The organism is Devosia indica (assembly GCF_003056405.1).
GTDB lineage: Bacteria > Pseudomonadota > Alphaproteobacteria > Rhizobiales > Devosiaceae > Devosia > Devosia indica.
The window spans coordinates 218,671-243,364 of sequence record NZ_PYVZ01000002.1 but is presented as its reverse complement, the minus strand read 5'-3'; the positions used below and the strand labels follow the sequence as shown (position 1 = coordinate 243,364).

Genomic DNA, 24,694 nt, shown 5'->3' with positions numbered 1-24,694 from the left:
TTGGCTTCTCCTTATCCTTTGACGCCGCCGGCTGTGAGGCCGGAAACGATCTTGCGCTGGAACACCAGCACCAGGGCCACCAGTGGCACGGTCACGACGACCGATGCAGCCATGATGATACCCCACGGAATTTCATACTGTGAGCCGCCCGAAAGCAGCGCGATGGCCACCGGTACCGTGCGGGTGTCGTTTGAGACCGTGAAGGTCAGCGCGAACAGGAACTCATTCCAGGCCGCTATGAACGCCAACAGGCCAGTGGTGACCAATGCCGGCCACATCAATGGCATGAACACCTGCGTGATGATGACCCATGGCGTAGCCCCATCGACAATGGCCGCCTCTTCAATCTCAACCGGCAGGTCACGCATAAAGGTGGTCAGCACCCAGACGGTGAATGGCAGCGTAAAGATCGTATAGGCAAAGATCAGCGCCCACGGGGTATTGTAGATGCCCAGGAACCGGATCACCTCAAACAGGCCAGCCAGCACCGCAATCTGCGGGAACATGGAAACGGCCAGGATCGTCATCAGCAGCAAGCTGCGTCCCCGGAACCGCACCCGGCTCAAGGCGAAAGACGCTGTCACAGCCAGGAACAGGGCAAGGATCACAGTGACCGAAGCGACAAAGACCGAATTGAGCAGGTTGCGTGGGAACGCACCTTGGGAGAACACCTGCCGGAAATTTTCGAAGCTGATCGAGGTCGGCCAATAGGTCACGCGGAACAGGTCGGTACCCGATTTGAGGCTGGTCAGGATCGCGTAGTAGAACGGGAAAACCGAGACCACCACGATGACCAACACCAGCGCATAGAACAGCACGGTCTTGGTCAGCTTCCAATAATCGAAGGTCGCGCCCATTAGCGGTCTCCCCCCTCGAAGTTCACCTTGCCGATCCAGATATACAGGATGGTGAAGATCGCGATCAGCAGGAACAACAGCGTCGACTGAGTCGACCCTTCAGCGAAATTGTTGAACTGGAACAGGTTCTCCTGCGCCAGCACCGACATGGTCTTGGTCGAGCGCGAGTTGGGTGTCAGCACATAAATCAGGTCGAAGATGCGCAGCGCGTCAAGCACGCGGAAGATGATCGCCACCATCAGCGCCGGTCGCACCAGCGGCAGCGTGATCCTGAAAAACTGCTTGACCGGATGCACCCCGTCGATCTCGGCAGCTTCATAGATGTCTTTGGGGATCATCTGCAGACCGGCCAGGATCAGGAGCGCCATGAACGGGGTGGTCTTCCAGATATCGACAATCAGCACCGCGGTCATTGCGGTATCCGCCGAGGCCGTCCAGGCCACAGGAGCAGAGAGCAAACCCAGCTTCATGCCCAGATCGTTGATGATGCCGAACTGGTCATTCAGCATCCAGCCCCACATACGGGCAGAAACAATGGTCGGAATGGCCCAGGGAATAAGAATGGCAGCGCGAACGATGCCTCGTCCGCGGAACTCGGCGTTGAGCACCAGCGCCACAATCATGCCCAGCACGGTTTCCCAGAGCACGGACCAAAAGGCAAAGCGCACGGTATTCCAAACCGCATTCCACCAGTCCGGATCCGCCAGCACGCCGCGATAGCGCACCGTACCGCTTTCAAGCACTTGCCAGCGCAGATAATTGCCGATGCCGATCCACTCGGCACCGTACAGATCGTTCAGCGTCGCATCGGTAAAGGAGAACCAGATCGAGCGCATCAGCGGCCATCCGGCCACAATCGCCAAGGCGATCAGCATCGGCACCAGGAACCAGCGCGCCGCGCGCGCACGTTGCTGCAAAAGCTCCGACCTGATCTTGGGTGTGGCCGCCGTCCCTACCGGGGCCATGGCGTCGGTCGCCATACTCGTTCTCCTCCCACATTATCTTCGAAAGTGCCGGGCGGGCGGCGGGTGAACCCCGACCGCCCGCCCCGCTAAGGCCGCCGGGAGGACTTACCAGGCGTCGCCCTTCAGGTCCTGCAGATCAGCCTCGAGGATCTCGAGGTTTTCCGCAGCCGAGCCATTGCCCGAAAGCGTGTCATGCACTGCGCTCCAGAACAGCGAGGAGACCTCGTTGTAGTTGGTCTTGGTCGGAGCGGACGGGCGTGGCACAGCCTGTTCGAAGATGGCCTTCCAATTGGCCATGAAGGGCGATGCGGCCAGCACGTCGGCGTCTTCGTAGAGCGACGGAATGGTGGGCAGGTTGGACTGCTGAATGGCGCGCTCCTTCTGGACTTCCTCCGAAGCCAGGAACTTGGCCAGCTCGATGGCAGCTTCCGGATCGGGCGAGTACTTGGAGACCGCAACGTTCCAACCACCCAGCGTCGCAGCCGATCGGGCACCTTCGCCGTCGCCGGCAGGCAGCGGAGCGACGTCAAACTTGCCCTTCACTGCCGAGTCATCGCCGTTGCTCAATGCGTATGCATAGGGCCAGTTGCGCATGAACACGGCATTGCCGAGCTGCCAGACGCCACGGCTTTCTTCTTCCATGTAGGCCAGCACGCCTTCCGGCGCGATGGTGCCGACCCAGCCGGCCGCACGATCAATCGCAGCAGCAGCCTGCTCGTTGTTGATCGAAATAGTGCCGTCGGCCTCAACAATCTGGCCGCCGCCATTGGACATCACCCATTCCAGCGCATCACAGGTCAGGCCTTCATAGGCATTGCCCTGGAACACGAAACCCCAGATTTCCGAATTGCCCTCTGCACGTTCGGCATCCATGATTTCCTTGGCAGTCGCTTCCAGCTCGGTCCAGGTGGCCGGGACCGACTTGCCGTGCTTTTCCAGCAGGTCAGTACGGTAGTAAAGCGCCGGAGCGTCAGTAAAGGCAGGCAGGGCGACGAGCTTGCCGTCGGCGGTCTGCGACTCGATGATCGAGGGGAAGTGATCGTCCACAATGTCGGCGGCAGCCTCGGTCAGATCGAGGAACTGGTCGGCGAGCTGGGGCGCCCAGATCACGTCGGTCTGGTAGACGTCGATGTCGGTGTTGCCGGCGGCAAGCCAAAGCCGATACTGGCCGAACTGGTCAGTGGTGGAAGACGGCATTGGCACCACAGTAACCGTGTGGCCGGTTTCGGCTTCGAAACGGTCGAGCTGGCTGCGCAGGAACGCCAGGCCATTGCCGGTGTCACCCGACACGATGGACAGCTCGGCGGCCTGGGCCGCACCACCCACCAGGGTCACGCTCGTCAGCAGGCCGGCGAGCATCAGATTCATCTTCATTGGAAATCCTCCCGAAAAAACAACTTACGGGAGAGGCGCATTGAACTGACCCTGCGTCAAAGCGCCGGGCCAAATCTCCTCCCCCTCAAAAGCACCTCGCCGAACCGTTTTAGCCGTTCAGTTTGAAAGCGCTTTGGAAGTTAAGGAAACAGAGGCTCGAAAAACTGTCAAGCGTCGCCCAGGTCGATTTTTGGAACTTTTCCATGGGTGACAAAAAATACCATTTAAATTCATAAGCTTAACAGAGACAACTCTTTCCAGCGGCAAAAATCACGCTTTGAAACCTTGATGTACGCACCTCATTTTGCTGAAACGGTTTCCGGGGCTTGCTTCAAAATTTGAAATCGCTTTGAATGGCTTTGGGAGGAGAATGGCAAAGTTCCCTGTTCAAAGGGACACGCCTGCCCTAATGGCTGTAGCGACCGGATTTTTCGCACCAATGCGGACAAGCGACCGGAGCTCAAAACCCTATGGGCCGTAACGCCGCAATGAGACTGAAAGACCTCGCCGAGCACCTCGGCCTGTCGCAAACCACGGTCAGCCGTGCGCTCAACGGCTATCCTGAAGTCAACGAGGCCACCCGCCGTCGTGTGGCCGAGGCTGCCAATCTGCTCGGCTATCGCCCCAATGCCAGCGCCTTGCGCCTGGCCACCGGACGGGCCGGCGCCGTTGGCCTTGTGCTGCGCGGCGCCGACGAGCTGGGCCCGCACATGTCCGAATTTCTCTCCGGCGTCGGCAGCTATATGGCCAGCCAGGAGATCGATATGCTGGTCTCCACCGTTGCCAGCCATCAAGAGGAACTGGCCGCCTATCGCCGCCTGGCCGCCAGCCAGAAGGTGGATGCGGTTATCCTGCATTCTCCCACCATCAGCGATGAGCGGGCTGAATTGCTGATGGACCTCAAAATCCCCTTTGTGCTGCATGGCCGCACCAATATCGGCCATCCCGTGGCCTGGCTTGACATCGATAACACCAGCGCGCTCGAACGTGCCACCAGCCACCTGCTCGATCTGGGGCACCGCCGGATTGCCCTGCTCAATGGCGTCAAGGGCCGCACTTTTGCCCAGCACCGGGAAATCGGTTACCGCGCCGCATTGACCGCGCGTGGCCTGCCGGTCGATCCGGCTCTTGTGGGCAACTCGGCCTTTACCGACGAAATCGCCTTCCGCATGGCCCAGGCCATGCTCGAACAGCGCCCGCGCCCCACCGCCTTCCTGGCCGGCTCCATGATGACCGCCCTGGGCGTCTTTCGCGCTATTCGCCAGGCGGGCCTGCAATTGGGGTCCGACGTCTCCATGATCGCGCATGACGACGTGTTCCCCTATCTCAACGCTGACAACATGTACCCAACCATGTCGACGACGCGCTCCTCGATCCGCCAGGCCGGCACTCGCATTGCCGAACTGATTATGCAGATCCTGGCCGGCAAGCCGCTGGCCGAAGTCCATGAACTCTGGCCGGTGGAACTGGTGTTGCGCGAAAGCTCGGGACCTGCGCCTAAGAGCTGACGGCAAGGCGCCGGCGCGTCCTCTTGATTCTGCCGCATTGACCCACTGCACTGCCCCATCGCCCGATTGACGCTTGAAGCGCATCACCACGCGGCGTTACCACTAGCAGCACCACGCGGCACGGAGTTCCCCATGACGTCCCCTTTCGTCACCACCGACTGGCTGGCCCAGCACCTGAAAGATCCTGACGTGGTCGTTGTCGATGCGAGCTGGCACCTGCCCAATGCGTCGCGAAACGCCCAGGCTGAATACCTGGCCGGCCACATTCCCGGCGCGGTGTTCTTCGACATTGATGGCATTGCCGATACGTCGAGCGACCTGCCCCACATGCTGCCCAGCCCGGCGGAATTCGCGCGGGCCGTCGGCGCATTGGGCATCAGCCAGGACATGACCATCGTCGTTTATGATGAGGTCGGCCTGTTCAGCGCCCCACGCGCCTGGTGGACGTTCCGCAGCTTTGGCGCGGAAAATGTGGTGATGCTCGAAGGGGGCGGACCGAAATGGCGCGCCGAAAAGCGCGGTACCGAAACCGGCCTGCAGCACCGGGAGAAGCGGCGCTTCGAGGCCAATTTCGACCCCGATGCGGCGGTCGATTTCGAGGCCGTCTCGGCCAATCTGCGCAGCCACGCCGCACAGGTGGTCGATGCGCGCCCTGCGCCGCGCTTTCATGGCGAAGTGCCCGAACCGCGCAAGGGGCTCAAGGCCGGCCACATTCCGGACAGCACCAATGTGCCGGTGAGCCTTGTTACGGAAAACGGCCGCCTCAAATCCCCGGAAACGCTGCAGGCGATCTTTGCTGAACGCGGTGTGCGCCTGGACCAGCCCATCATCACCTCCTGCGGCTCCGGCATCACCGCCGTAACCCTGGCTTTGGCGCTCGAACAGGCCGGGGCAAAGCAGGTTGCCGTCTATGACGGCTCGTGGGCCGAATGGGGCGCCCGCGACGATGCCGAGGTGGAAAGCTGACACGCTTTCAGGCATAGGCGACCCAGCCACGGAAATCGAACCCGGCATAAAACAGGCTCACACCGGAAAATCCCGCCTCCGCCATCATCCGTTCCTCATCTTGGGGCGACAGCAGATGCAGCCGCTCCAGCATCGCCTGCCGGCCATTTTCCGCATGGGCCGGATCGACGCCATTGGACACCGCAAAGGCGGCATGCCGCCGCATCCAGATGTCGCGGCTCTGCGGATCCTGCGGAAAGCTCATATGCGCCAGGACCAGCGGCGCACCCGGCCGCAGCCGGCGACGCAATTGCGCAAGGGTTTCGAGCCGCTCGTCCAGCGGAATGAAATGAAAGGTGAGGAGACACGTGGCGCCATCGAACGGCCCGTCCGGCGCCGCATCAATGGTCCCCTCATGCAATTGCACTCGATCAGCGAAAGGCTCAGCCGCCGCCCGGGCGGTCTCAAGCATCTGCGCCGACGGATCGACCCCGTCGAACTGCCAGCCCGCATGGCGGTCCGCCAGATTGCGCAATTCCATGCCCCCACCTGCGCCCAGCACCAGCACCCGGCCCGCCTCGGGCACGCGCTCGGCAAGCAGCAGATCAGTCATCCGATGCAGGCCATCGAGCCCCGGCACCTGCCTGGGCGGCCCCTCCGCATAGCGCTGTGCAACATTGGCGAAATCGGACATCGTCACCTCCAATTCTATCTGTAACTTTTATTGTTACAATAAAGTCGATTGGTCAAGACCTGTTCAAAGCTGCCGAATCGGCCTGCCCGCTTTCCGCCATTGCCCCTTGCGGTGGATCGCTGCATCGGAATAATCGCGTGAGCGACAAGGGATGAGGGCAAATGGCTGCGCGTAACGACACTTCTGCGACCCGGCTCGACGATGCCGCGCGGGCGGGCTGGCTGTATTATGTCGCCGGCAACACGCAGGAGGAGATCGCGTCCAAGATGGGCATTTCGCGCCAGTCGGCGCAGCGGCTGGTTTCGCTCTCGGTCAGCGAGGGGCTGATCAAGGTGAGGCTCGACCATCCCATCGGCCATTGCCTGGACCTGGCCGAACGGCTGCGCACCCGCTATGCGCTCGACCATTGCGAAGTCGTGCCCTCCGATCCGGGCAGTTCCTCGACCATTATCGGCATCGCCGAGGCCGGGGCCGCCGAGCTCGAGCGGTGCCTGCGCAGTCCGGACCCGGTGATCATCGCCATCGGTACCGGCCGCACGCTCAAGGCCGCCATCGAACAACTCCAGCCCATGGATTGTCCGCACCACACCGTAGTGTCGCTGACCGGCAATATCGCCCCGGACGGCTCGGCCGCGTTCTACAACGTCATCTTCAACGTGGCCGATACGGTCAAGGCGCGCAGCTTTCCCATGCCCCTGCCCGTCATCGCCTCTTCGGCCAAGGAGCGCGCCATGCTCCACACCCAGCCCATGATCGCCTCGACGCTCGATCTGGCGGCCCGCGCCAACATCACCTTTGTCGGTATCGGCCATCTGGGCCCGGATGCCCCGCTGCTGCTCGACGGCTTCATTTCCGAGACCGAACATAAGGCGCTGCAAAAGGCCGGCGCCGTGGGCGAAATCTGCGGCTGGGTCTTCGATGCCGAGGGCCGGCTGATCGAAGGCCAGACCAATGACCGGGTCGCCTCCGCCCCCATCCCCAGCCGCGAAAATGGCCGCGTCATTGCCCTGGCCATGGGCCCGGCCAAGGCCGCCGCCATTCGCGCCGCGCTCACGCGGCGCCTTGCCAATGGCATCATCACCGACGAACAGACGGCCGAATTGCTGCTGGCATAGCGGCATGATCGCTCATGGCCTATTGAACTCCTTTGCAAAAAGGGCGCGCTGAAACTCCGGCCGGCCCTTGCGGCTTCAGGTTCAAACTGGACGTGTCCCGAGGCGCGTGCGTCTCGGTAAAACTAAGTAATAGAGACGTCGCCGCCTCGGGACGCCGGGTTTCTCCTGCTGTCGTGGCCCCTATTGATCGCTCGTCGCAAGGTGACCCAACGAGCAGGCAGGCCCTGGAGCGACCCAGCACCCAACCGGCTCCCCCCGCAAAAGTTCGCTGCAGTCCGTCCGCGCGGGAGTGATGGGTGGGAGTATGAGGGAGGTTTTGGGTGCGGGGATTATTTTATGCGTGCCGTGCTCGCATCGGCTTTGTCTGGTGCAAGGATAGCCCGGCGCAGAGTCCCACAGCGCCTGACAGCGGGCGAGGCTTGCGGGACGGATCAATGCCCCTAGTAGGCCGAGGGAGCGATCCAAACGCGTAGCAGCTTCAGTGACGTGCCGCACCACTTTCCTATCAGGACGAGGCGCGCCGACGCACCTTGGCGAAGTATGAACGAGCACGATCACGTCTGAGGCGGGAGACTCTGTCGGTGAACAATATCCCATTGGTGTGATCGATCTCGTGCTGAAGACAGATAGCCAGGCCGCCCGTCGCGCTCACCACATGCTCCTGGCCGGTGAGATCGAGATATCGGGCACGGACCCGCGTGCTGCGGCTGACGGGAATATCATAGTCCGGCATAGACAGGCACCCTTCGTTCTGGGTCTCAGTGTCCTCGGAAGCCTCAATGATCTCCGGATTGATCAGTGCCAAGCGGTGATGCTTGTCTTCAGCATCGCGAACATCCATCACCACGAGCCGCTTGGGCACGCCGATCTGAACCGCCGCGAGACCGGCGCCATTGGCGCGGTCCATGACAACAAACATGCGCTTAGCGAGCGCGCGGACCTCATCATCTACGACCGTGCCTGGCATCGAGACAGTCTTCAACAGCGGATCATCAATCGGCAAGATTGGGGCTTCGGGCATGGCATCCTCCAAGTTCCGCAAAGTTAGGTCGTGAGTCACAACGTCACAAGGTGAACAGGCGTTCTCCGAGCGCAGTCCCCATCCGCCGGGACAATTCAGCCACTAGTAATTTCGCTGAGGGCCATTCACTTGCCTATGGCTGCGGCTGCCCGCACCCAAATTCGGGCAATAGCTCCATTGATCACCACATTGCCCAAGACTTTCTCCAGCCCCGCTGCACCTCGCCTTCGCGCCATCTGACGCACGTACGGCAGAAATCTGCGCAAAAGCCTGCTTGACTCGCACGCCGCATTTGTGAACATTTGCTCATAGCCGAGGCAAATGCCCGTTTCGGCATCTGGGAGGATTTCTATGAGACTGACACCGCTTTTCGCGGGCGTTTTGACGCTCGCCCTCGTCGGCACCGCTTCTGCGCAGACGCTCACCATTGCCACCGTGAACAATGGCGACATGATCCGCATGCAGGGCCTGTCGAGCGCCTTCACCGAAGAAACCGGGATCGAGCTGAACTGGGTGGTTCTGGAAGAGAACACGCTGCGCCAGAACGTAACGACGGACATCGCCACCAATGGCGGCCAGTACGACATCATGACCATCGGTACCTATGAAGCCCCGATCTGGGCCGGCCAGGGCTGGCTCAAGCCGCTCGACGGCCTCAGCGCCGATGCCGAATATGACGTTGACGACCTGCTGCCGCCGATCCGCGATGGCCTCTCGGTCGATGGCAAGCTCTATGCTGCGCCGTTCTATGGCGAGAGCTCCTTCATCATGTATCGCACCGATCTGATGGAAGCCGCGGGCCTTGAAATGCCGGAAGCACCGACCTGGGAATTCATCGGTGAGGCCGCCCGCGCCATGACCGATCGTGAAAACGACATCAACGGCATTTGCCTCCGCGGCAAGGCCGGCTGGGGCGAGAACATGGCGTTCCTGACGGCCATGTCCAACTCGTTTGGTGCCCGCTGGTTCGACGAAGACTGGAACCCGCAATTCGACAGCCCCGAATGGAAAGAAACGCTGGACACCTATCTCTCGCTGATGGCCGATGCCGGCCCCGCGGGCGCCTCGTCCAACGGCTTCAACGAGAACCTGACCCTGTTCCAGCAGGGCAAATGCGGCATGTGGATTGACGCCACTGTGGCCGCGTCCTTTGTGACCAACCCCGATGACTCGACCGTGGCTGACAAGGTCGGCTTCGCCCTGGCACCGGACAATGGCCTGGGCAAGCGCGGCAACTGGCTCTGGGCCTGGTCGCTGGCCATCCCGGCCTCTTCGCAGAACGCCGATGCTGCCGAGCAGTTCATCGGCTGGGCGACCTCCAAGGACTATCTCGAACTGGTTGCGGCCGAAGAAGGCTGGGCCAACGTGCCCCCGGGCACCCGCATCTCGCTCTACGAAAACCCGGACTACCAGGCTGCCGCCCCATTTGCGGAAATGACCATGGGCTCGATCTACGCGGCTGATCCCACCCAGCCGACCGTCCAGCCGGTGCCGTACGTGGGTGTGCAGTTCGTGGCGATCCCGGAATTTGCCGGCATCGGCACCAATGTCGGCCAGTTGTTCTCGGCGGCCCTTGCCGGCCAGATGTCGGCTGATGAGGCCTTGGCGCAGGCCCAGGACGCCACCACCCGCGACATGACCCGGGCTGGCTATATCCAGTAAGGCTTCCTCCAAAGCCTCAGGCGGCCGGACCCTCTCTTCCGGCCGCCCTCCTCCGGACCCTATGCACGGATCGTTCCTCCCTTGCATCTGCGTCCCGAACGGGAGCCGCCCGGCAAACGCGTCCCCTCAGGACGCCGGACGGCTCCGTCCCCGGCACTGCGGCCTTGCCGCACGCTGGCGGGCCTGATCCGATGGCCACCCCTGGTGACCATCCGATGAGGACCGATGGACCCGGAAAAATCGGGCAGACCTGATCGGCCCTGGGAGGAATGGATGGCAACCCGGCAGACTCGTACCCTGGCGCGCACCATGATGGCACCCGCCGTCATCGTGCTCCTGATCTGGATGGCCGTGCCGCTGGGCATGACCATCTGGTTTTCGTTCCAGAATTATAGCCTGATCAACCCGATGATGACCGGCTTTGCCGGTTGGGGAAATTATGAATACGTCATCGGCGACCCCAGCTTCACCCAGGCGCTGCTCAATACGCTTCTGCTGGTCGGTGGGGTGCTGCTGATCACCGTGATCGGCGGCACGTTCCTCGCATTGCTGCTCGACCAGCCGGTCTGGGGCCAGGGCATTTTGCGCATCCTGGTCATCTCGCCCTTCTTCGTCATGCCGCCGGTGGCCGCGCTGATCTGGAAGAACGGCTTCATGCATCCCGGCTATGGCATGCTGGGGCATCTTTATGAGGCGCTCGGGCTCGAGCCGGTGGACTGGTTTGCGCAATATCCGCTGTTTTCGGTGATCGTGATTGTCGCCTGGCAATGGCTGCCCTTTGCGACGCTCATCCTGCTCACGGCCCTGCAATCGCTCTCCGAAGAGCAGCGCGAGGCCGCCGAGATGGATGGCGCCAATGCGGTGAACCGCTTCCGCTATATCATCCTGCCGCATATGGCCCGGGCGATCACCATCGTGATCCTGATCCAGACCATTTTCCTGCTCGGCATCTTCGCGGAAATCCGCGTCACCACGGGCGGCGGGCCGGGCTATGCCTCGACCAATATCGCCTTCCTCGTCTTCCGCACCGGTATTCTGAGCAACGATATCGGCGCCGGTTCGGCCGGTGGTGTGGTCGCGGTCATCATCGCCAATATCGTCGCCATCTTCCTGATGCGCGCCGTCGGCAAGAACCTGGACGCGTAAGGAGACGAGATCATGGCCCGCAACGTATCCGTCCAGACCAAGACCGGCTTCACAATCCTGGCATGGGCCGTGGCCCTCTTGCTGTTCTCGCCGATCCTCTGGACCATTGTCACCGCCTTCAAGACCGAGGCCGAGGCCATCGCTGCCCCGCCCACCTTCCTGCCGCTGACCTTCACGCTCGACAATTTCTTCGATGTGCAGGACCGCTCGGACTATATCAAGCACGCCTGGAACTCGATCCTGGTATCGGTCGGCTCGACCCTTTTGGGCCTCGTCATCGCCATTCCGGCGGCCTGGTCGATGGCCTTTGCCCCGACCAAGCGCACCAAGGACATTCTGATGTGGATGCTCTCCACCAAGATGATGCCGGCGGTGGGCGTGCTGATCCCGATCTACCTGATCTTCCGTGACCTGCGGCTGCTCGACACGGTGCATGGCCTGACCATCATCATGACGCTGATCAACCTGCCGATCATCATCTGGATGCTCTACACCTATTTCAAGGAAATCCCGGTCGATATCCTGGAAGCCGCCCGCATGGATGGCGCCGAACTCTGGAACGAGATCGTCCATGTGCTGGTGCCCATGGCCATCCCCGGCATCGCCTCGACCCTGTTGCTCAATGTGATCCTGGCCTGGAACGAAGCCTTCTGGACCATCACGCTGACCTCGGGCCGGGCCGGCACGCTGACCGCCTTCATCTCCTCGTTCTCATCGCCCCAGGGCCTGTTCCTGGCCAAGCTGTCGGCCGCCTCGCTCCTGGCCATCGCCCCAATCCTGCTGCTGGGCTGGTTCAGCCAGAAGCAGCTCGTCCGTGGCCTCACCTTCGGCGCCGTCAAATAAAGGACCAAAATCATGGGCTCGATTACCCTCGAACACGTCAACAAGTCCTTCGGTGAAGTCGAAATCATCCCGGACATTTCGCTTGAAATCAAAGACGGCGAGTTCGTTGTCTTTGTCGGCCCCTCGGGCTGCGGCAAGTCCACCCTGCTGCGCCTGATCGCCGGGCTGGAAGACACCTCCTCGGGGCATATCAAGCTCGATGGCGAGGACGTCACCGGCGCACCGCCCGCGCGGCGAGGCCTGGCCATGGTGTTCCAGTCCTATGCGCTTTATCCGCATATGAGCGTGCGCGACAATATCGCCTTCCCATTGAAGATGGCCAAGACGCCCCAGGCCATCATCGACCAGAAAGTCGACTACGCCGCCCGCACGCTCAATCTGGGCTCCTATCTCGACCGCCGCCCGCGGGCCCTGTCCGGTGGCCAGCGCCAGCGCGTTGCCATTGGCCGTGCCATCGTCCGCGAACCCAAGGCATTCCTGTTCGACGAACCGCTGTCCAATCTCGATGCGGCGCTGCGCGTCAACATGCGGCTCGAGATCACCGAGCTGCACCAGCAACTCAAGACCACCATGATCTACGTGACCCATGACCAGGTCGAAGCCATGACCATGGCCGACCGTATCGTGGTGCTCAATGCGGGCAATGTCGAACAGTTCGGCTCTCCGCTCGAACTCTACAAGAAGCCCGCCAACCGCTTCGTCGCCGGCTTTATCGGCTCGCCCAAGATGAACTTTGTCGATGGCCCCGAGGCCGAAAAGCACAAGGCCCATGCCATCGGCGTGCGCCCCGAGCACTTCACCCTTTCGACCACCGCCGGAGCCGGGCAATGGGCCGGTACCGTCAATGTCGCCGAACAGCTCGGCTCCGACACCTTCCTGCATGTCGAGGTTGAAGGCCTGGGCCTGATGACCGTGCGCACCGATGGCGACCAGACCTTCAGCCATGGCGACAAGGTCTATCTCACGCCCGATGCCAACCGCATCTACCGCTTCGATGCGGCGGGCCTGGCGCTTTAGGACCAACGACCATGACCACCAGGCTCTCCGCAGCAGCGCTTCCAGCGATCAACTCCGCTGCCACCCCGGCCTATGACCGCGCCGACCTCACCCCCGGCATCGTGCATTTCGGTGTCGGCAATTTCCATCGCGCCCATCAGGCGGTCTATCTCGATGCCCTGTTCAATCTGGGCGAGGGCCATGACTGGGCGCTGGTGGGTGCCGGCGTGCGCGCAGCCGATGAGGCCATGCGGCAAAAGCTGATGGGCCAGGACTGGTTCACCACTGTGGTCGAGCAGGAAGCGGACACCAGCGCCGCCCATGTCACCGGCGCCATGATCGACTACCTGCCGCCCGGCGACAGCGCGGCGGTTATCGCCAAGCTGGCTGACCCGGCCATTCGCATCGTTTCGCTGACCATCACCGAGGGCGGCTATTATATCGACCCTGCGTCGCAGAAATTCGACCCGACCCATCCCGACATTGTTCATGACGCAGCCCACTTCGACGCGCCGAAAACCGCGTTCGGATTGATCCTGGCTGGTCTGGTGCGTCGGCGCGAGGCGGGCATCGTGCCCTTCACGGTGATGAGCTGCGACAATATTCCGGGCAATGGCCATGTTACCGAAAATGCCGTGGCCGGGCTTGCCGCGCTGATCAACCCGGAACTGGCCGGATGGGTGAAGTCCCAGGTCGCCTTTCCCAACGGCATGGTGGACCGCATCACCCCCGCCACCTCGGATCGCGAGAAGACACTGCTCGCCGATCAGTTTGGGATCGACGATGCCTGGCCGGTGTTCTGCGAAAGCTTCAAGCAATGGGTGCTCGAAGACAATTTCCCCGCCGGCCGGCCGGCGCTGGAAAAGGTCGGCGTGCAGTTCGTGCCCGACGTGGCGCCCTATGAACACATGAAGATCCGCATCCTCAATGGCGGCCATGCCACCATTGCCTATCCGGCCGGGCTGCTCGACATTCATTTCGTGCACGAGGCCATGGAGCACCCGCTGGTCTCGGCTTTCCTCAAGAAAGTCGAAGCCGAAGAGATCATTCCGGTCGTGCCCCCCGTGCCCGATACCGACCTCGACGCCTATTTCGCGCTGTGCGAGAAGCGCTTCGCCAATCCCAAGATCGGCGACACGGTGCGCCGCCTGGCATTGGACGGCTCCAACCGGCAGCCCAAATTCATCATCCCCTCGGCGCTTGATCGCATTCGCGATGGCCAGAGCGTCACCGGCCTGGCGCTCGTCTCGGCCCTTTGGTGCCGCTACTGCTTCGGCACCACCGATAGCGGCGCGGTGATCGAGCCGAACGACCCCAACTGGGACCGCCTCAACGCCCAGGCCATCAAGGCCAGGGACAACCCCAAGGCCTGGCTCGAAATGGCCGACATCTACGGCGATCTGGCCAAGGCCCCCGACTTCATCGCCGCCTTCACCAAGGCCCTCAACGCCCTCTGGACCCAAGGCACCGCCCGGACGATCGAGGGGTATCTGGCGGATCAGCACTAGGTTTTGCCTCCGCCTTTCCCCCTCTAGTCGCTAGCAATCCCATTCGCTATGGTCCGCCCGGACCGAACATAAGAGGGCGGCGTGTCGCAAGACTTCCTGGTGGGTGTGGATGTAGGAACCGGCAGCGCCCGGGCCGGTGTCTTCACGCGCGATGGCCAGTTTCGTGGCCGTCACGAAGTGCCCATCCTGATGCGGCGCACCGATGCCAATTTCGCCGAGCATGACAGCAGCCAGATCTGGCAGGCCGTGTGTGAGGCCGTGCGCGGTGCCATGACTATAGCGGATGCAAAGCCCGCCGAGGTCTCCGGCATCGCCTTTGACGCCACTTGCTCACTGGTGGTGCGGGACGCATCGGGCGCCCCGGTCACCGTCTCGCGCGACGGCGAGGACCGCTGGGACACCATTGTCTGGCTCGATCACCGTGCGCTGGACGAGGCCGACGAATGCACCCGCACCGGCCACGAGGTGCTGCATTATGCCGGGGGCGTCATGTCGCCGGAAATGGAAGTGCCCAAGCTGATGTGGCTCAAGCGGCATTTGCCGCAAAGCTGGGACCGCGCCGGGCAGATGTTCGACCTGGCCGATTTCCTTTCCTGGAAGGCCACCGGCTCGCTGGCCCGCTCGCAATCGACCCTGACCTGCAAGTGGACCTATCTGGGCCATGATGTGCAAAGCTGGCGGCATGACTTTCTGGCCAGGGTTGGTCTCGAAGACCTGCTCGAAAAGGCCGCCCTGCCGCAAAAGGCCAGCCCCGTTGGCGCCGATCTCGGTCCGTTGACGGCCGAGGCCGCGAACCAGCTTGGCCTGACCACGGCCTGCCGGGTCGGCGCCGGGCTGATCGACGCCCATGCCGGGGCCCTGGGGGTATTGGGCGCCTTTACCGCCGATGTCGACACCATCGACAGGCATCTGGCCCTGATCGCCGGAACATCAAGCTGCGTCATGGCGCTTTCTGCCGAAGACCGGCCGACCTCCGGCGTCTGGGGGCCCTACTTCGGCGCCGTGCTGCCCGGTGTCTGGCTCAACGAAGGGGGCCAGTCGGCCACCGGCGCGCTGCTCGACCACATCATTCTCTGGCACAGCGCCGGGGGCGAGCCGACCCGCGACAAGCACCTGGCCATTTGCAACCGGGTGATGGAACTGCGCCAGAGCGAAGGCCTCAACCTGGCCAGCCGCCTGCATGTGCTGCCTGATTTCCATGGCAATCGCTCGCCTCTGGGCGACCCATCGGCATTGGGCGTGATTTCCGGCCTGACGCTGGACAGCGACTTTGACAGCCTCTGCCGGCTCTATTGGCGCACCTGTGTCTCCATTGCGCTCGGTGTGCGGCATATTCTCGATACCCTCAACACCAAGGGCTATGCCATCGACACGCTGCACATCACCGGCGGCCACACCCGCAATCCGCTGCTGATGGAGCTCTATGCCGACGCGACGGGCTGCACCGTGGTCGAGCCCTCGACGCCGGATGCGACCCTGCTCGGCATGGCCATGGTCGCCGCCAATGCCGCCGGGCTCTATCCCAGCCTCGACCAGGCGTGCCTGGCCATGCAACAGGGCGGCACCGCCCGCGCGCCCAGGGCCGAAGCGCGGGCGCAATTCGACCGCGATTACCGCATATTTCTTGAAATGCTCAGACAGCGTCAGGTGATCGACGGATTGGAGTGAGGCGCGCTCGATCAGGGGTTGTCACCCCACCTCTGTCCCTCCCCCTCAAGGGGGAGGGATGCAAAGGACCGCAGCATCACTGCTCACCGTCTGCCGCACCTTGTGGGAAAGGTTCAGGGGTGGGAGTGATCCACGCTCGTGTACTGTGACCATCGTCAATCCGCCTATCCACGCGTCGCGATCCCCGATAAGCTCCTTTCCGGGAAGCCAAAATCAGTGGCCTTAAAGCGAGCGACAGAAGCTGCATGTCGATCAAAGCCGCCATCTACCATCTGACCCACTACAAATATGACCGTCCGGTCACCCTGCAGCCGCAGGTCATTCGCCTGCAGCCGGCGCCGCATTCCAAGACCAAGGTGCTCAGCCATTCGCTTCGGGTCAGCCCCAGCCTGCACTTCGTCAATGTGCAGCAGGATCCCTATGGCAACTTCCTGACGCGCTTCGTGTTTCCCGAGCCGGTGACCGAGCTCAAGATCGAGGTCGACCTGGTGGCCGACATGACGGTCTATAATCCGTTCGACTTTTTCGTCGAAGAGAGCGGCGAGACCTGGCCGTTCCAATATCCCGAGGATTTGCGCGACGACCTGACGATCTACATGAAGCCCGAGCCGGCCGGGCCGCTGCTGCAGAAATTCCTCGATGGGCTCGACAAGAGCCCGAAAAACACCGTCACTTTCGTCACCGAGCTCAACGCCCATCTGCAAAGCGTGGTGAACTATATCGTCCGCCTCGAGCCCGGCGTATGGACGCCCGAGGAGACGCTTGGCAATGGCAAGGGGTCGTGCCGGGATTCGAGCTGGCTGCTGGTCAACATCCTGCGCCATCTCGGCCTCGCTGCGCGCTTTGTCTCGGGCTATCTGATCCAGCTCAAGCCCGATATCGTCTCGCTCGATGGCCCGGCGGGCACCGACCACGATTTCACCGATCTGCATGCCTGGGCGGAAGTCTATCTGCCCGGCGCGGGCTGGATTGGCCTTGATCCCACCTCTGGCCTGCTGACCGGCGAAAGCCATGTGCCACTGGCGGCAACCCCGCATTATCGCAATGCCGCGCCGATTTCCGGCTTTGCCTCTTTTGCCGAAGTCGACTTCGCCTTCGACATGCGGGTGACCCGGATTGCCGAACATCCGCGCATCACCAAGCCGTTCTCCGACGAGAGCTGGGAGCGGCTCAATGCCCTGGGCAAAAAGGTCGACGAAAAACTCATCGAGCAGGATGTGCGCCTCACCATGGGGGGCGAGCCGACCTTTGTGTCCATCGATGATTTCGAAGCCGATGAGTGGAATGCCGGCGCAGTCGGTCCCACCAAGCGGCGCCTGGCCGATGCGCTGATCCGCCGCCTGCGCCAGCGCTTTGCCCCCAATGGCATGCTGCACCATGGCCAGGGCAAGTGGTATCCCGGCGAAACCCTGCCGCGCTGGACCTTCTCGCTCTATTGGCGCGTCGACGGCAAGCCGGTCTGGCAGGACGACAAGCTGATTGCCCAGGAAGGCATCAGGACCAGCGCCACGCACGAGGATGCGCGGAAATTCCTCGATGCTTTTGCGCGCAATCTCGGACTGACCGGCGAGACCATCGACGAAGCCTATGAAGACCCCGGCGAATGGCTGCTCAAGGAAGCCAATCTGCCGGCCAATGTCGACCCCGCTAATTCCGAACTGGCCGATCCTGAGGCGCGCTCGCGTATTGCCAAGGTATTCGAGCGCGGACTGACCAACCCCACCGGCTATGTGCTGCCCGTGCAGCGCTGGAACGCCAGGGCCTCAAGCCCCTGGCTGACCGAAAAATGGAAGACGCGGCGCGGCAAGCTGTTCCTGGCGCCCGGCGACAGCCCGGCCGGCTATCGCCTGCCCTTGAGTTCGCTCAAGCATTTGAAGGCCACGGACTTTCCGCATGTGGTACCCATGGATCCTGGCGCGCCGCGCGGGCCGTTGCCCGATCCCGAAGAAATCCTGGCGCGCAAGAAGACCGGGCTTGAAACCGATCCGCGCGCCCAGGCCGCCGCCGGCTTCACCGCCGCGACCGAGCAGCAGGACATCACCGAACAGGTCATCAGCGAGATCGAGGGCGAGGTGCGCACCGCCGTCACCGCCGAAGTGCGCGAGCACCGCCTCTGCGTCTTCCTGCCCCCGGTGGAGGCACTGGAGGACTTTCTCGAACTGATCGCTGCCGCTGAAGCCGCAGCCAAGCAGATCGGCCAGCCGATCCATGTTGAAGGCTATGCCCCGCCGCAGGACCCGCGACTCAACGTCATTCGCGTGGCGCCTGATCCAGGCGTCATCGAGGTCAATATCCACCCCGCCTCCAGCTGGGATGATTGCGTGGCCACCACGGAGGCCGTCTACGAGGAGGCGCGCCAGTGCCGCCTGGGCGCCGACAAGTTCATGATCGATGGCAAGCATGTCGGCACCGGCGGGGGCAATCATGTCGTGGTCGGCGGAGCCACGCCGCATGACAGCCCGTTCCTGCGCCGGCCGGACCTCCTGAAATCGCTGGTGCTGCATTGGCAGCGCCACCCCTCGATGAGCTATCTATTCTCGGGCATGTTCATCGGCCCGACCAGCCAGGCACCCCGCCTGGATGAGGCACGGCACGACAGCCTGTACGAGCTCGAAATCGCCATGGCCCAGGTGCCGGCGCCGGGCGAAGGCACCCCGCCCCTGCCCTGGCTGACCGACCGCCTGTTCCGCAATCTGCTGGTCGATGTTACCGGCAATACGCACCGGGCCGAGATCTGCATCGACAAGCTCTATTCTCCCGATGGCCCGACCGGGCGGCTGGGACTGGTGGAGTTTCGCGGCTTCGAAATGCCACCCAATGCGCGCATGTCGCTCGCCCAGCAATTGCTGATCCGGGCCCTGATTGCCCGCTATTGGGATAAGCCGCTTTCGGGTGACTTCACACGCTGGGGTACCAGCCTGCACGACCGCTTCATGCTTGGAAGTTTTGTCTGGCAGGATTTCCTCGGCGTGCTCGAGGATTTGCGCCAGCATGGCTTTGGCTTCGAGCCCGAATGGTTCGCCGCCCAGCTCGAGTTCCGCTTCCCCTTCTGCGGCGAGGTAGAGGTGGATGGGGTCAGGCTCGAACTGCGCCAGGCGCTGGAGCCCTGGCATGTGATGGGAGAACAGGGCGCGATCGGCGGTACGGTGCGCTTTGTCGATTCATCACTGGAGCGGCTGCAGGTGCGTCTCGAATGCGACAATCCGGGCCGCTACACGGTGACCTGCAACCAGCGTCCAATGCCACTGCAACCGGCAGGCGCTGCTGGCGGAGCCGTAACGGGGGTGCGCTTCAAGGCCTGGCAGCCGGCTTCGGGCATGCATCCGGCCATACCGGTGCACGCGCCGCTGGTGTTTGACATCTATGACAACTGGACCGGACGGCCGATCGGCGGCTGCACCTACCACGTCGCCCATCCGGGCGGACGCAACTACGAAACCTTCCCGGTCAACGGCAATGAAGCCGAGGCCCGGCGGCTGGCACGCTTCGTGCCGCATAACCACACCCCGGGTGGATATCGCCTCACCCCCGAAAAGCCTGCGGATGAGTTTCCGCTGACGCTTGACCTCAGGCGGCCGGCGCGGTTCACGTAATGCCATGAGTTCGCGGAATCAGCAGACCCGCGGCAAGCCCCCGGCCGGCCCCAGCATCATTGCTGATTACCGCCTGCTGCCCGGCGTGCCGGACGAGATGATCGACCCGTCCGGCGCCATACGGCCCGGCTGGGATAAACTCATGGCGGCCTTCGATGCGCTGGGGCCGTCCGAACTGGCCGCCCGGGTCGAGCGCGCCGACCAGTATCTGCGCGATGCCGGGGTGTTCTACCGCAAATATGACGGGGCCGAGGGCAAGGAGCGCGCCTGGCCCCTGGCCCATATCCCGCTGCTGATCGACGAAGCCGACTGGGTACAGATTTCGAGCGGGCTGACCCAGCGCGCCGAACTGCTCGAAGCCATTGTCGCCGATATCTATGGCAACAACACTCTGGTGCAGGAAGGCCTGCTGCCGCCCGAGCTGATCGCCCAGAACAGCGAATTCCTGCGCCCCCTGGTCGGCATACGGCCGGTCAGCGGGCACTATCTGCATTTCTGCGCTTTCGAACTGGGGCGTGGGCCGGACGGGTCCTGGTGGGTGCTGGGCGATCGGACCCAAGCACCATCGGGTGCCGGCTTTGCCCTGGAAAACCGCGTGGCCACCACCCGCGCCCTGTCCGAAATCTACGCCTCGCTCAATATCAACCGGCTGGCCGGCTTTTTCCGCGGCTTCCGCGATGCGCTGTTCAACCAGGCCCAGCGCGATGGCGGGCGCGTCGGCATTCTCACCCCCGGCCAGCTCAACGAAACCTATTTCGAACATGCCTATATCGCCCGCTATCTGGGGCTGATGCTGCTTGAGGGCGAGGATCTGGTGGTCGAGGACGGGAAGGTCATGGTGCGGACTGTGGCCGGCCTCAAGCCGGTCAGCGTGCTCTGGCGGCGGCTCGACGCCAGCTTCGCTGATCCGCTCGAACTGCGCTATGACAGCCATATCGGCACCCCCGGCATGGTCGAGGCACTGCGCGCCGGCTCGATCTCGATGATCAATGCGCTGGGCACCGGCATCATGGAAACGCGGGCATTGGCCGCCTTCATGCCGCGCCTGTGCAAGCATTTGCTGGGCACGGGGCTCGAACTGCCCGAAATTGCCACCTGGTGGTGCGGCCAGGGCGCCGAGCGCGAATTCGTGCTCGATAATTTCGATCAACTCATGATCGGACCCGCCTTCTCCACGCAATTGCCGTTCGACGATCTGCGCGGCACCGCCCTTGGCGCCAGCATGACCGCCGAGCAAAAGGCTGAGCTCAAATCCCGCATCGCCAATGATGGCGGCGCCTATGTCGGGCAGGAGCCGGTGCGTCTCTCCACGGCGCCGGTCTATGTCGATGGCAAGCTCGAGCCGCGGCCCATTACCCTGCGCGTCTATGCCGCCCGCACCGAGGAAGGCTGGACCATCATGCCCGGCGGCTTTGCCCGTGTCGGTTCCACCACCGATACGACGGCCCTGGCCATGCAACGCGGCGGCCAGGCGGCCGACGTCTGGGTGCTGTCGAGCAAGCCGGTCGAGCAAGTCTCTCTGCTGCCGCGCGAGGGCGAAAAGCTGGTGCGCAACGCCCCCGGCAATTTGCCCAGCCGCGCGGCCGACAACCTGATCTGGCTGGGCCGCTATGCGGAACGCTGCGAAGCGAGCGTGCGCATTCTGCGCGCCTATAATGCCCGGTTGGCGGAACTCTCCAAGCCGGACCTGCCAATCCTGACCCATTGCGCAGCGCTGCTCGAAACGCTCGATGTCGATGCCGCCGAGGCCATGCCGCAGGGACTGCTGGCCTCCATCGACAGCGCGGTGCACAGCGCCGGACAGATCCGCGACCGCTTCTCGCCTGATGGCTGGCTGGCCCTGACCGACCTGCAAAAGACCGCCCAGCGCTTTGCCGCGCGCATCGACACGGGCGATGACGCCACCCGCGCCATGACGGTACTGCTGCGCAAGCTGGCCGGCTTCTCGGGCCTGGTGCACGAGAACATGTATCGCTTTGCCGGTTGGCGCTTTCTTGAACTGGGGCGGCGGCTGGAACGGGCTATCCAGATGGCGCGCGTCACAGCCTGGCTATCGGCCCCCGACGCCCCGGACGGTTCGGTCGAAATGCTGCTCGAAATCGGCGACAGCGTAATGTCGCATCGGCGCCGCTATTCAGTCACGGCCGGAGCGCTGAGCGCTGTCGACCTGCTGGTGCTCGATCCCCTCAATCCGCGCTCGGTTCTGTTCCAGCTCGCCGAATTGCGCGACCAGATCGAAGCCCTGCCCGGCGGCATTGACGATGAACAACTATCCCCTGCCGCCAAGCTGGCGCTGGAGATCCACACCGATCTGGTCATCGCCGAAGCCAGCGACATGACACCGGTGCGGCTCGACCGGCTGGCGGACGATGTGGGCATGCTATCCAGCCTGATCGCCGCGGCTTATTTCACCTGAGGGCGGGACAGATGCTCTACGATATCCGCCTGGCTCTCGAATACGACTATGACGCCCCCGTGCATGGCGGCCGCCACCACATTCGCGTGGCGCCGGCCAATGTGCCGGGCCTGCAGCGTGTGATTGCGTCCTCGCTGGCCATTGAACCGGCGCCGGCGCGACAGAGCGGCTTTCTCGACTTTTTCGGCAATTCGGTGACCGCCATCACGATGACCGAACCGCATGACAAGCTGACCATCCGCCTAACCGCACGTGTACAGATCGAGGAATTCTCGCCGCCCGCAGACCTGTCTCCGCCACTGGCGCAACTCTGCCGCGAGATCGGGCAATATTGGTCGGTGGCGTCCACCAGCCCGCAGCACTTCCTGGCCGCCTCGTCCCGTGTCCAGATGGTTCCGGCGATCACCGACTATGCGCGCGCCGTGGCGGCGGACGCGCCCACAACGCTGGGCGTTGCCACCGCACTGTGCATGGCGATCCACAGGGACTTCAAATATGACCCCAAGGCGACCGATGTCGAAACCCGCCCGGCCGAGGCCTTCGAGCTGCGCAAGGGCGTCTGCCAGGATTTCGCCCATGTGATGATTGCGGGCCTGCGCGGCCTTGGCATTCCAGCCGGCTATGTTTCGGGCTTCCTGCGCACCAATCCGCCGGAAGGGCAGGCGCGCCTTGAAGGGGCCGACGCCATGCATGCCTGGGTGCGGGCCTGGTGCGGCCAGCATCTGGGCTGGGTCGAGTTCGATCCCACCAATGCCATGATTGCCGGACCCGACCATATCTCGATCGGCCATGGGCGCGACTATTCCGACATCTCGCCCATTGTTGGCGTTCTGCGCACCCATGGCTCGCATGAGACCAAGCAATCGGTGGACGTGCTGCGCGTCGAGTAACCCGGCAACGGAACCAAAATCGTCATCACCTCGTTCTTTTGGCACGCGGGCCGAGCGGCCCCGCCAGGAAAGGTCCGGCAAACCGGATCGCAGGAGATGACGACGATGAACCAGTCCCAGTTCAGAACCCATGATGGCAACAGCCGGGTCACCGCAGCCACCTGGAGCGACGATCTCTACGACCACCAGTCGCGCTTCGCCGAAGTGGCTCTAGCTCTTCTTCCCGCCTCCCTCATCCTGGCGACCGCCACCGCCCTGCTGGTCGCCCTTCTCTAGGGTCGAAACGGCGCACCAGCCAACAACAGATCCCGGAGGGTTCAATGGGTACGATACTTCTGATCATTCTTATTCTCTTGCTGATCGGCGCGCTGCCGACCTGGGGATATTCACGTGGCTTCGGCTACTTTCCCTCGGGTATTCTCGGCGTCGTTCTGGTCGTGGTGCTGATCCTGGTTCTGATGGGTCGCATCTAGCCCCCGCATAAACCCAAACGGGCACGCCAGGTCCCTCTGGTTTCCTTGAAAATGGATTGTGCCCTTGCGGATCGATGGTCGCCCCCCTTTTGATCCGCACCTTTTGTCCCGACAGGCCAAGGGCTTGTCGGGACTTCTTTTTTCACCCAATCCGCGCGGAACTCCTGCCGGTCCCTGGCGTTGTTCCGACAACACAACAAGGAGCGTCCAATGGCTACGACTTCCGATATGGCCCCTTCCCGCCGCAAGGCCGGCAATGGTGGTGCTGCCGCCAAGGCCAAGACCGAGACCCGCGAGCAGGAACTGGAGGCGCAGGTCGCCCAGCTTCAGGCCGACATCAGGGCGATTTCCGACACGCTGGGAAAGCTCTCCGGCGAGAAGGTCGGGGAGGCGCGCGCAGTGGCGACCAATGAGGTCAAGCAGTTGCAGGCCCGCGGCCAGCACTTGCTGGACGACGCACAGGACCAGGTGACCCAGGCCGAAAAGCAGCTCAAGGATACCATCCGCGAAAAGCCATTGACGGCCGTAGCCGCGGCAGCCGGGATCGGCTTCGTCTTCGCCCTGCTCACCCGGCACTAATTATGGGTCTGATTTCGCCGCTCGCTTCCCTGCTGGGGCTGGAGGTTGAAGGCCTTGCATCCAAGGCCAAGGCCGCCGCCCTGGTCTGGGGGCTGATTGCGCTGTTCTGCACCATTGCCGTCGGCTTCCTGATCGCGGCCGGCTTTATGGCACTGGCCGACATTGTCGGGCCGATCATCGCCGCCCTCATTCTGGCAGGAACGTTTCTGGTTCTTGCTCTTGCAGTTTATCTGGGCTCGCTGATCGGCCGCAGCCACCGGCAGCGGGAACTGGCGGAACGCCGCAGGGCCAAGGAAACCAGTACGTTCCTCACCACCGCCGCGCTCACCGCCCTGCCACTGCTGACCAAATCACCCATGCTGTTGCGCCTCGGGCTGCCTGCCGCAGCCATAGCCGCCATTGCCCTGTTGCGTGACAACGATGACGGGGGCGAGGCCTGAC

At 63.0% G+C, this 24,694-nt stretch carries 21 protein-coding genes; 16 read left to right on the top strand and 5 right to left on the bottom strand.

Annotated elements, in window-relative coordinates:
* Positions 1-11 precede the first annotated feature (11 nt).
* The 3 genes from DDE76_RS02990 to DDE76_RS02980 form a co-directional block, all read right to left on the bottom strand.
* Positions 12-857, bottom strand: a complete 846-nt coding sequence (locus DDE76_RS02990) for a carbohydrate ABC transporter permease (protein WP_104893552.1) — start codon at positions 855-857, stop codon at positions 12-14.
* Entirely contained in the window at positions 857-1,837 is a 981-nt protein-coding gene (locus DDE76_RS02985; RefSeq protein ID WP_104893551.1) for a carbohydrate ABC transporter permease, read from the bottom strand. Before DDE76_RS02985 ends, DDE76_RS02990 begins: the two co-directional genes overlap by 1 nt.
* A gap of 90 nt (positions 1,838-1,927) precedes the next feature.
* The gene (locus tag DDE76_RS02980; RefSeq protein WP_104894940.1) at positions 1,928-3,190 is read right to left on the bottom strand and encodes an ABC transporter substrate-binding protein; all 1,263 of its coding nucleotides are present in this window, start codon (positions 3,188-3,190) and stop codon (positions 1,928-1,930) included.
* A 494-nt stretch (positions 3,191-3,684) separates the two neighbouring features.
* Between DDE76_RS02980 and DDE76_RS02975 the strand changes: the two genes are divergently transcribed.
* Both DDE76_RS02975 and sseA read left to right on the top strand, forming a co-directional pair.
* On the top strand, positions 3,685-4,704 hold the full coding sequence (locus tag DDE76_RS02975) for a substrate-binding domain-containing protein (RefSeq protein WP_104893550.1): 1,020 nt from the start codon (positions 3,685-3,687) through the stop codon (positions 4,702-4,704).
* 132 nt (positions 4,705-4,836) lie between these two features.
* Positions 4,837-5,670 (top strand): 3-mercaptopyruvate sulfurtransferase, encoded by an 834-nt coding sequence (gene sseA / locus DDE76_RS02970; RefSeq protein ID WP_104893549.1) that lies wholly within the window; start codon positions 4,837-4,839, stop codon positions 5,668-5,670.
* 7 nt (positions 5,671-5,677) lie between these two features.
* Here sseA and DDE76_RS02965 read toward each other — a convergent pair whose 3' ends face one another.
* A complete protein-coding gene (locus DDE76_RS02965; RefSeq protein WP_104893548.1) occupies positions 5,678-6,343 on the bottom strand; it encodes a class I SAM-dependent methyltransferase in 666 nt (221 codons plus the stop codon).
* Positions 6,344-6,504: 161 nt separating this feature from the next.
* Between DDE76_RS02965 and DDE76_RS02960 the strand changes: the two genes are divergently transcribed.
* Positions 6,505-7,458 carry a sugar-binding transcriptional regulator gene (locus tag DDE76_RS02960; RefSeq protein ID WP_104893547.1) on the top strand — a complete coding sequence of 318 codons (954 nt, stop codon included), beginning with the start codon at positions 6,505-6,507 and terminating at the stop codon, positions 7,456-7,458.
* Positions 7,459-7,963: 505 nt separating this feature from the next.
* Here DDE76_RS02960 and def read toward each other — a convergent pair.
* The gene (gene def / locus DDE76_RS02955; protein ID WP_104894939.1) at positions 7,964-8,479 is read right to left on the bottom strand and encodes a peptide deformylase; all 516 of its coding nucleotides are present in this window, start codon (positions 8,477-8,479) and stop codon (positions 7,964-7,966) included.
* 351 nt (positions 8,480-8,830) lie between these two features.
* On the opposite strand from def, the gene DDE76_RS02950 reads away from it, so the two are divergent.
* The 13 genes from DDE76_RS02950 (at position 8,831) to DDE76_RS02895 (ending at position 24,693) form a co-directional block, all read left to right on the top strand.
* The gene (locus DDE76_RS02950; RefSeq protein ID WP_104893546.1) at positions 8,831-10,141 is read left to right on the top strand and encodes an ABC transporter substrate-binding protein; all 1,311 of its coding nucleotides are present in this window, start codon (positions 8,831-8,833) and stop codon (positions 10,139-10,141) included.
* A 273-nt stretch (positions 10,142-10,414) separates the two neighbouring features.
* Positions 10,415-11,287 (top strand): carbohydrate ABC transporter permease, encoded by an 873-nt coding sequence (locus DDE76_RS02945; RefSeq protein WP_104893545.1) that lies wholly within the window; start codon positions 10,415-10,417, stop codon positions 11,285-11,287.
* A 12-nt stretch (positions 11,288-11,299) separates the two neighbouring features.
* Positions 11,300-12,130 carry a carbohydrate ABC transporter permease gene (locus DDE76_RS02940; RefSeq protein WP_104893544.1) on the top strand — a complete coding sequence of 277 codons (831 nt, stop codon included), beginning with the start codon at positions 11,300-11,302 and terminating at the stop codon, positions 12,128-12,130.
* Positions 12,131-12,142: 12 nt separating this feature from the next.
* Positions 12,143-13,147 carry an ABC transporter ATP-binding protein gene (locus DDE76_RS02935; RefSeq protein WP_104893543.1) on the top strand — a complete coding sequence of 335 codons (1,005 nt, stop codon included), beginning with the start codon at positions 12,143-12,145 and terminating at the stop codon, positions 13,145-13,147.
* Positions 13,148-13,158: 11 nt separating this feature from the next.
* The gene (locus DDE76_RS02930) at positions 13,159-14,634 is read left to right on the top strand and encodes a mannitol dehydrogenase family protein (RefSeq protein ID WP_104893542.1); all 1,476 of its coding nucleotides are present in this window, start codon (positions 13,159-13,161) and stop codon (positions 14,632-14,634) included.
* An 81-nt stretch (positions 14,635-14,715) separates the two neighbouring features.
* A complete protein-coding gene (locus DDE76_RS02925) occupies positions 14,716-16,302 on the top strand; it encodes an FGGY-family carbohydrate kinase (protein ID WP_104893541.1) in 1,587 nt (528 codons plus the stop codon).
* A gap of 245 nt (positions 16,303-16,547) precedes the next feature.
* Positions 16,548-19,895, top strand: coding sequence for a transglutaminase family protein (locus DDE76_RS02920; protein ID WP_104893540.1), 3,348 nt, complete (start codon positions 16,548-16,550; stop codon positions 19,893-19,895).
* Positions 19,896-19,899: 4 nt separating this feature from the next.
* Positions 19,900-22,311: a circularly permuted type 2 ATP-grasp protein gene (locus DDE76_RS02915; protein WP_104893539.1), complete on the top strand. Its 2,412-nt coding sequence runs from the start codon at positions 19,900-19,902 to the stop codon at positions 22,309-22,311.
* An 11-nt stretch (positions 22,312-22,322) separates the two neighbouring features.
* Positions 22,323-23,201, top strand: a complete 879-nt coding sequence (locus DDE76_RS02910) for a transglutaminase family protein (RefSeq protein WP_104893538.1) — start codon at positions 22,323-22,325, stop codon at positions 23,199-23,201.
* A gap of 105 nt (positions 23,202-23,306) precedes the next feature.
* Positions 23,307-23,477 carry a hypothetical protein gene (locus DDE76_RS19475; protein WP_157290443.1) on the top strand — a complete coding sequence of 57 codons (171 nt, stop codon included), beginning with the start codon at positions 23,307-23,309 and terminating at the stop codon, positions 23,475-23,477.
* 44 nt (positions 23,478-23,521) lie between these two features.
* Positions 23,522-23,674, top strand: coding sequence for a DUF3309 family protein (locus tag DDE76_RS02905; RefSeq protein WP_104893537.1), 153 nt, complete (start codon positions 23,522-23,524; stop codon positions 23,672-23,674).
* Positions 23,675-23,884: 210 nt separating this feature from the next.
* Positions 23,885-24,253, top strand: coding sequence for an ElaB/YgaM/YqjD family protein (locus DDE76_RS02900; RefSeq protein ID WP_104893536.1), 369 nt, complete (start codon positions 23,885-23,887; stop codon positions 24,251-24,253).
* Between the two features lie 2 nt (positions 24,254-24,255).
* Positions 24,256-24,693 (top strand): hypothetical protein, encoded by a 438-nt coding sequence (locus DDE76_RS02895; protein ID WP_104893535.1) that lies wholly within the window; start codon positions 24,256-24,258, stop codon positions 24,691-24,693.
* Position 24,694: the final 1 nt, after the last annotated feature.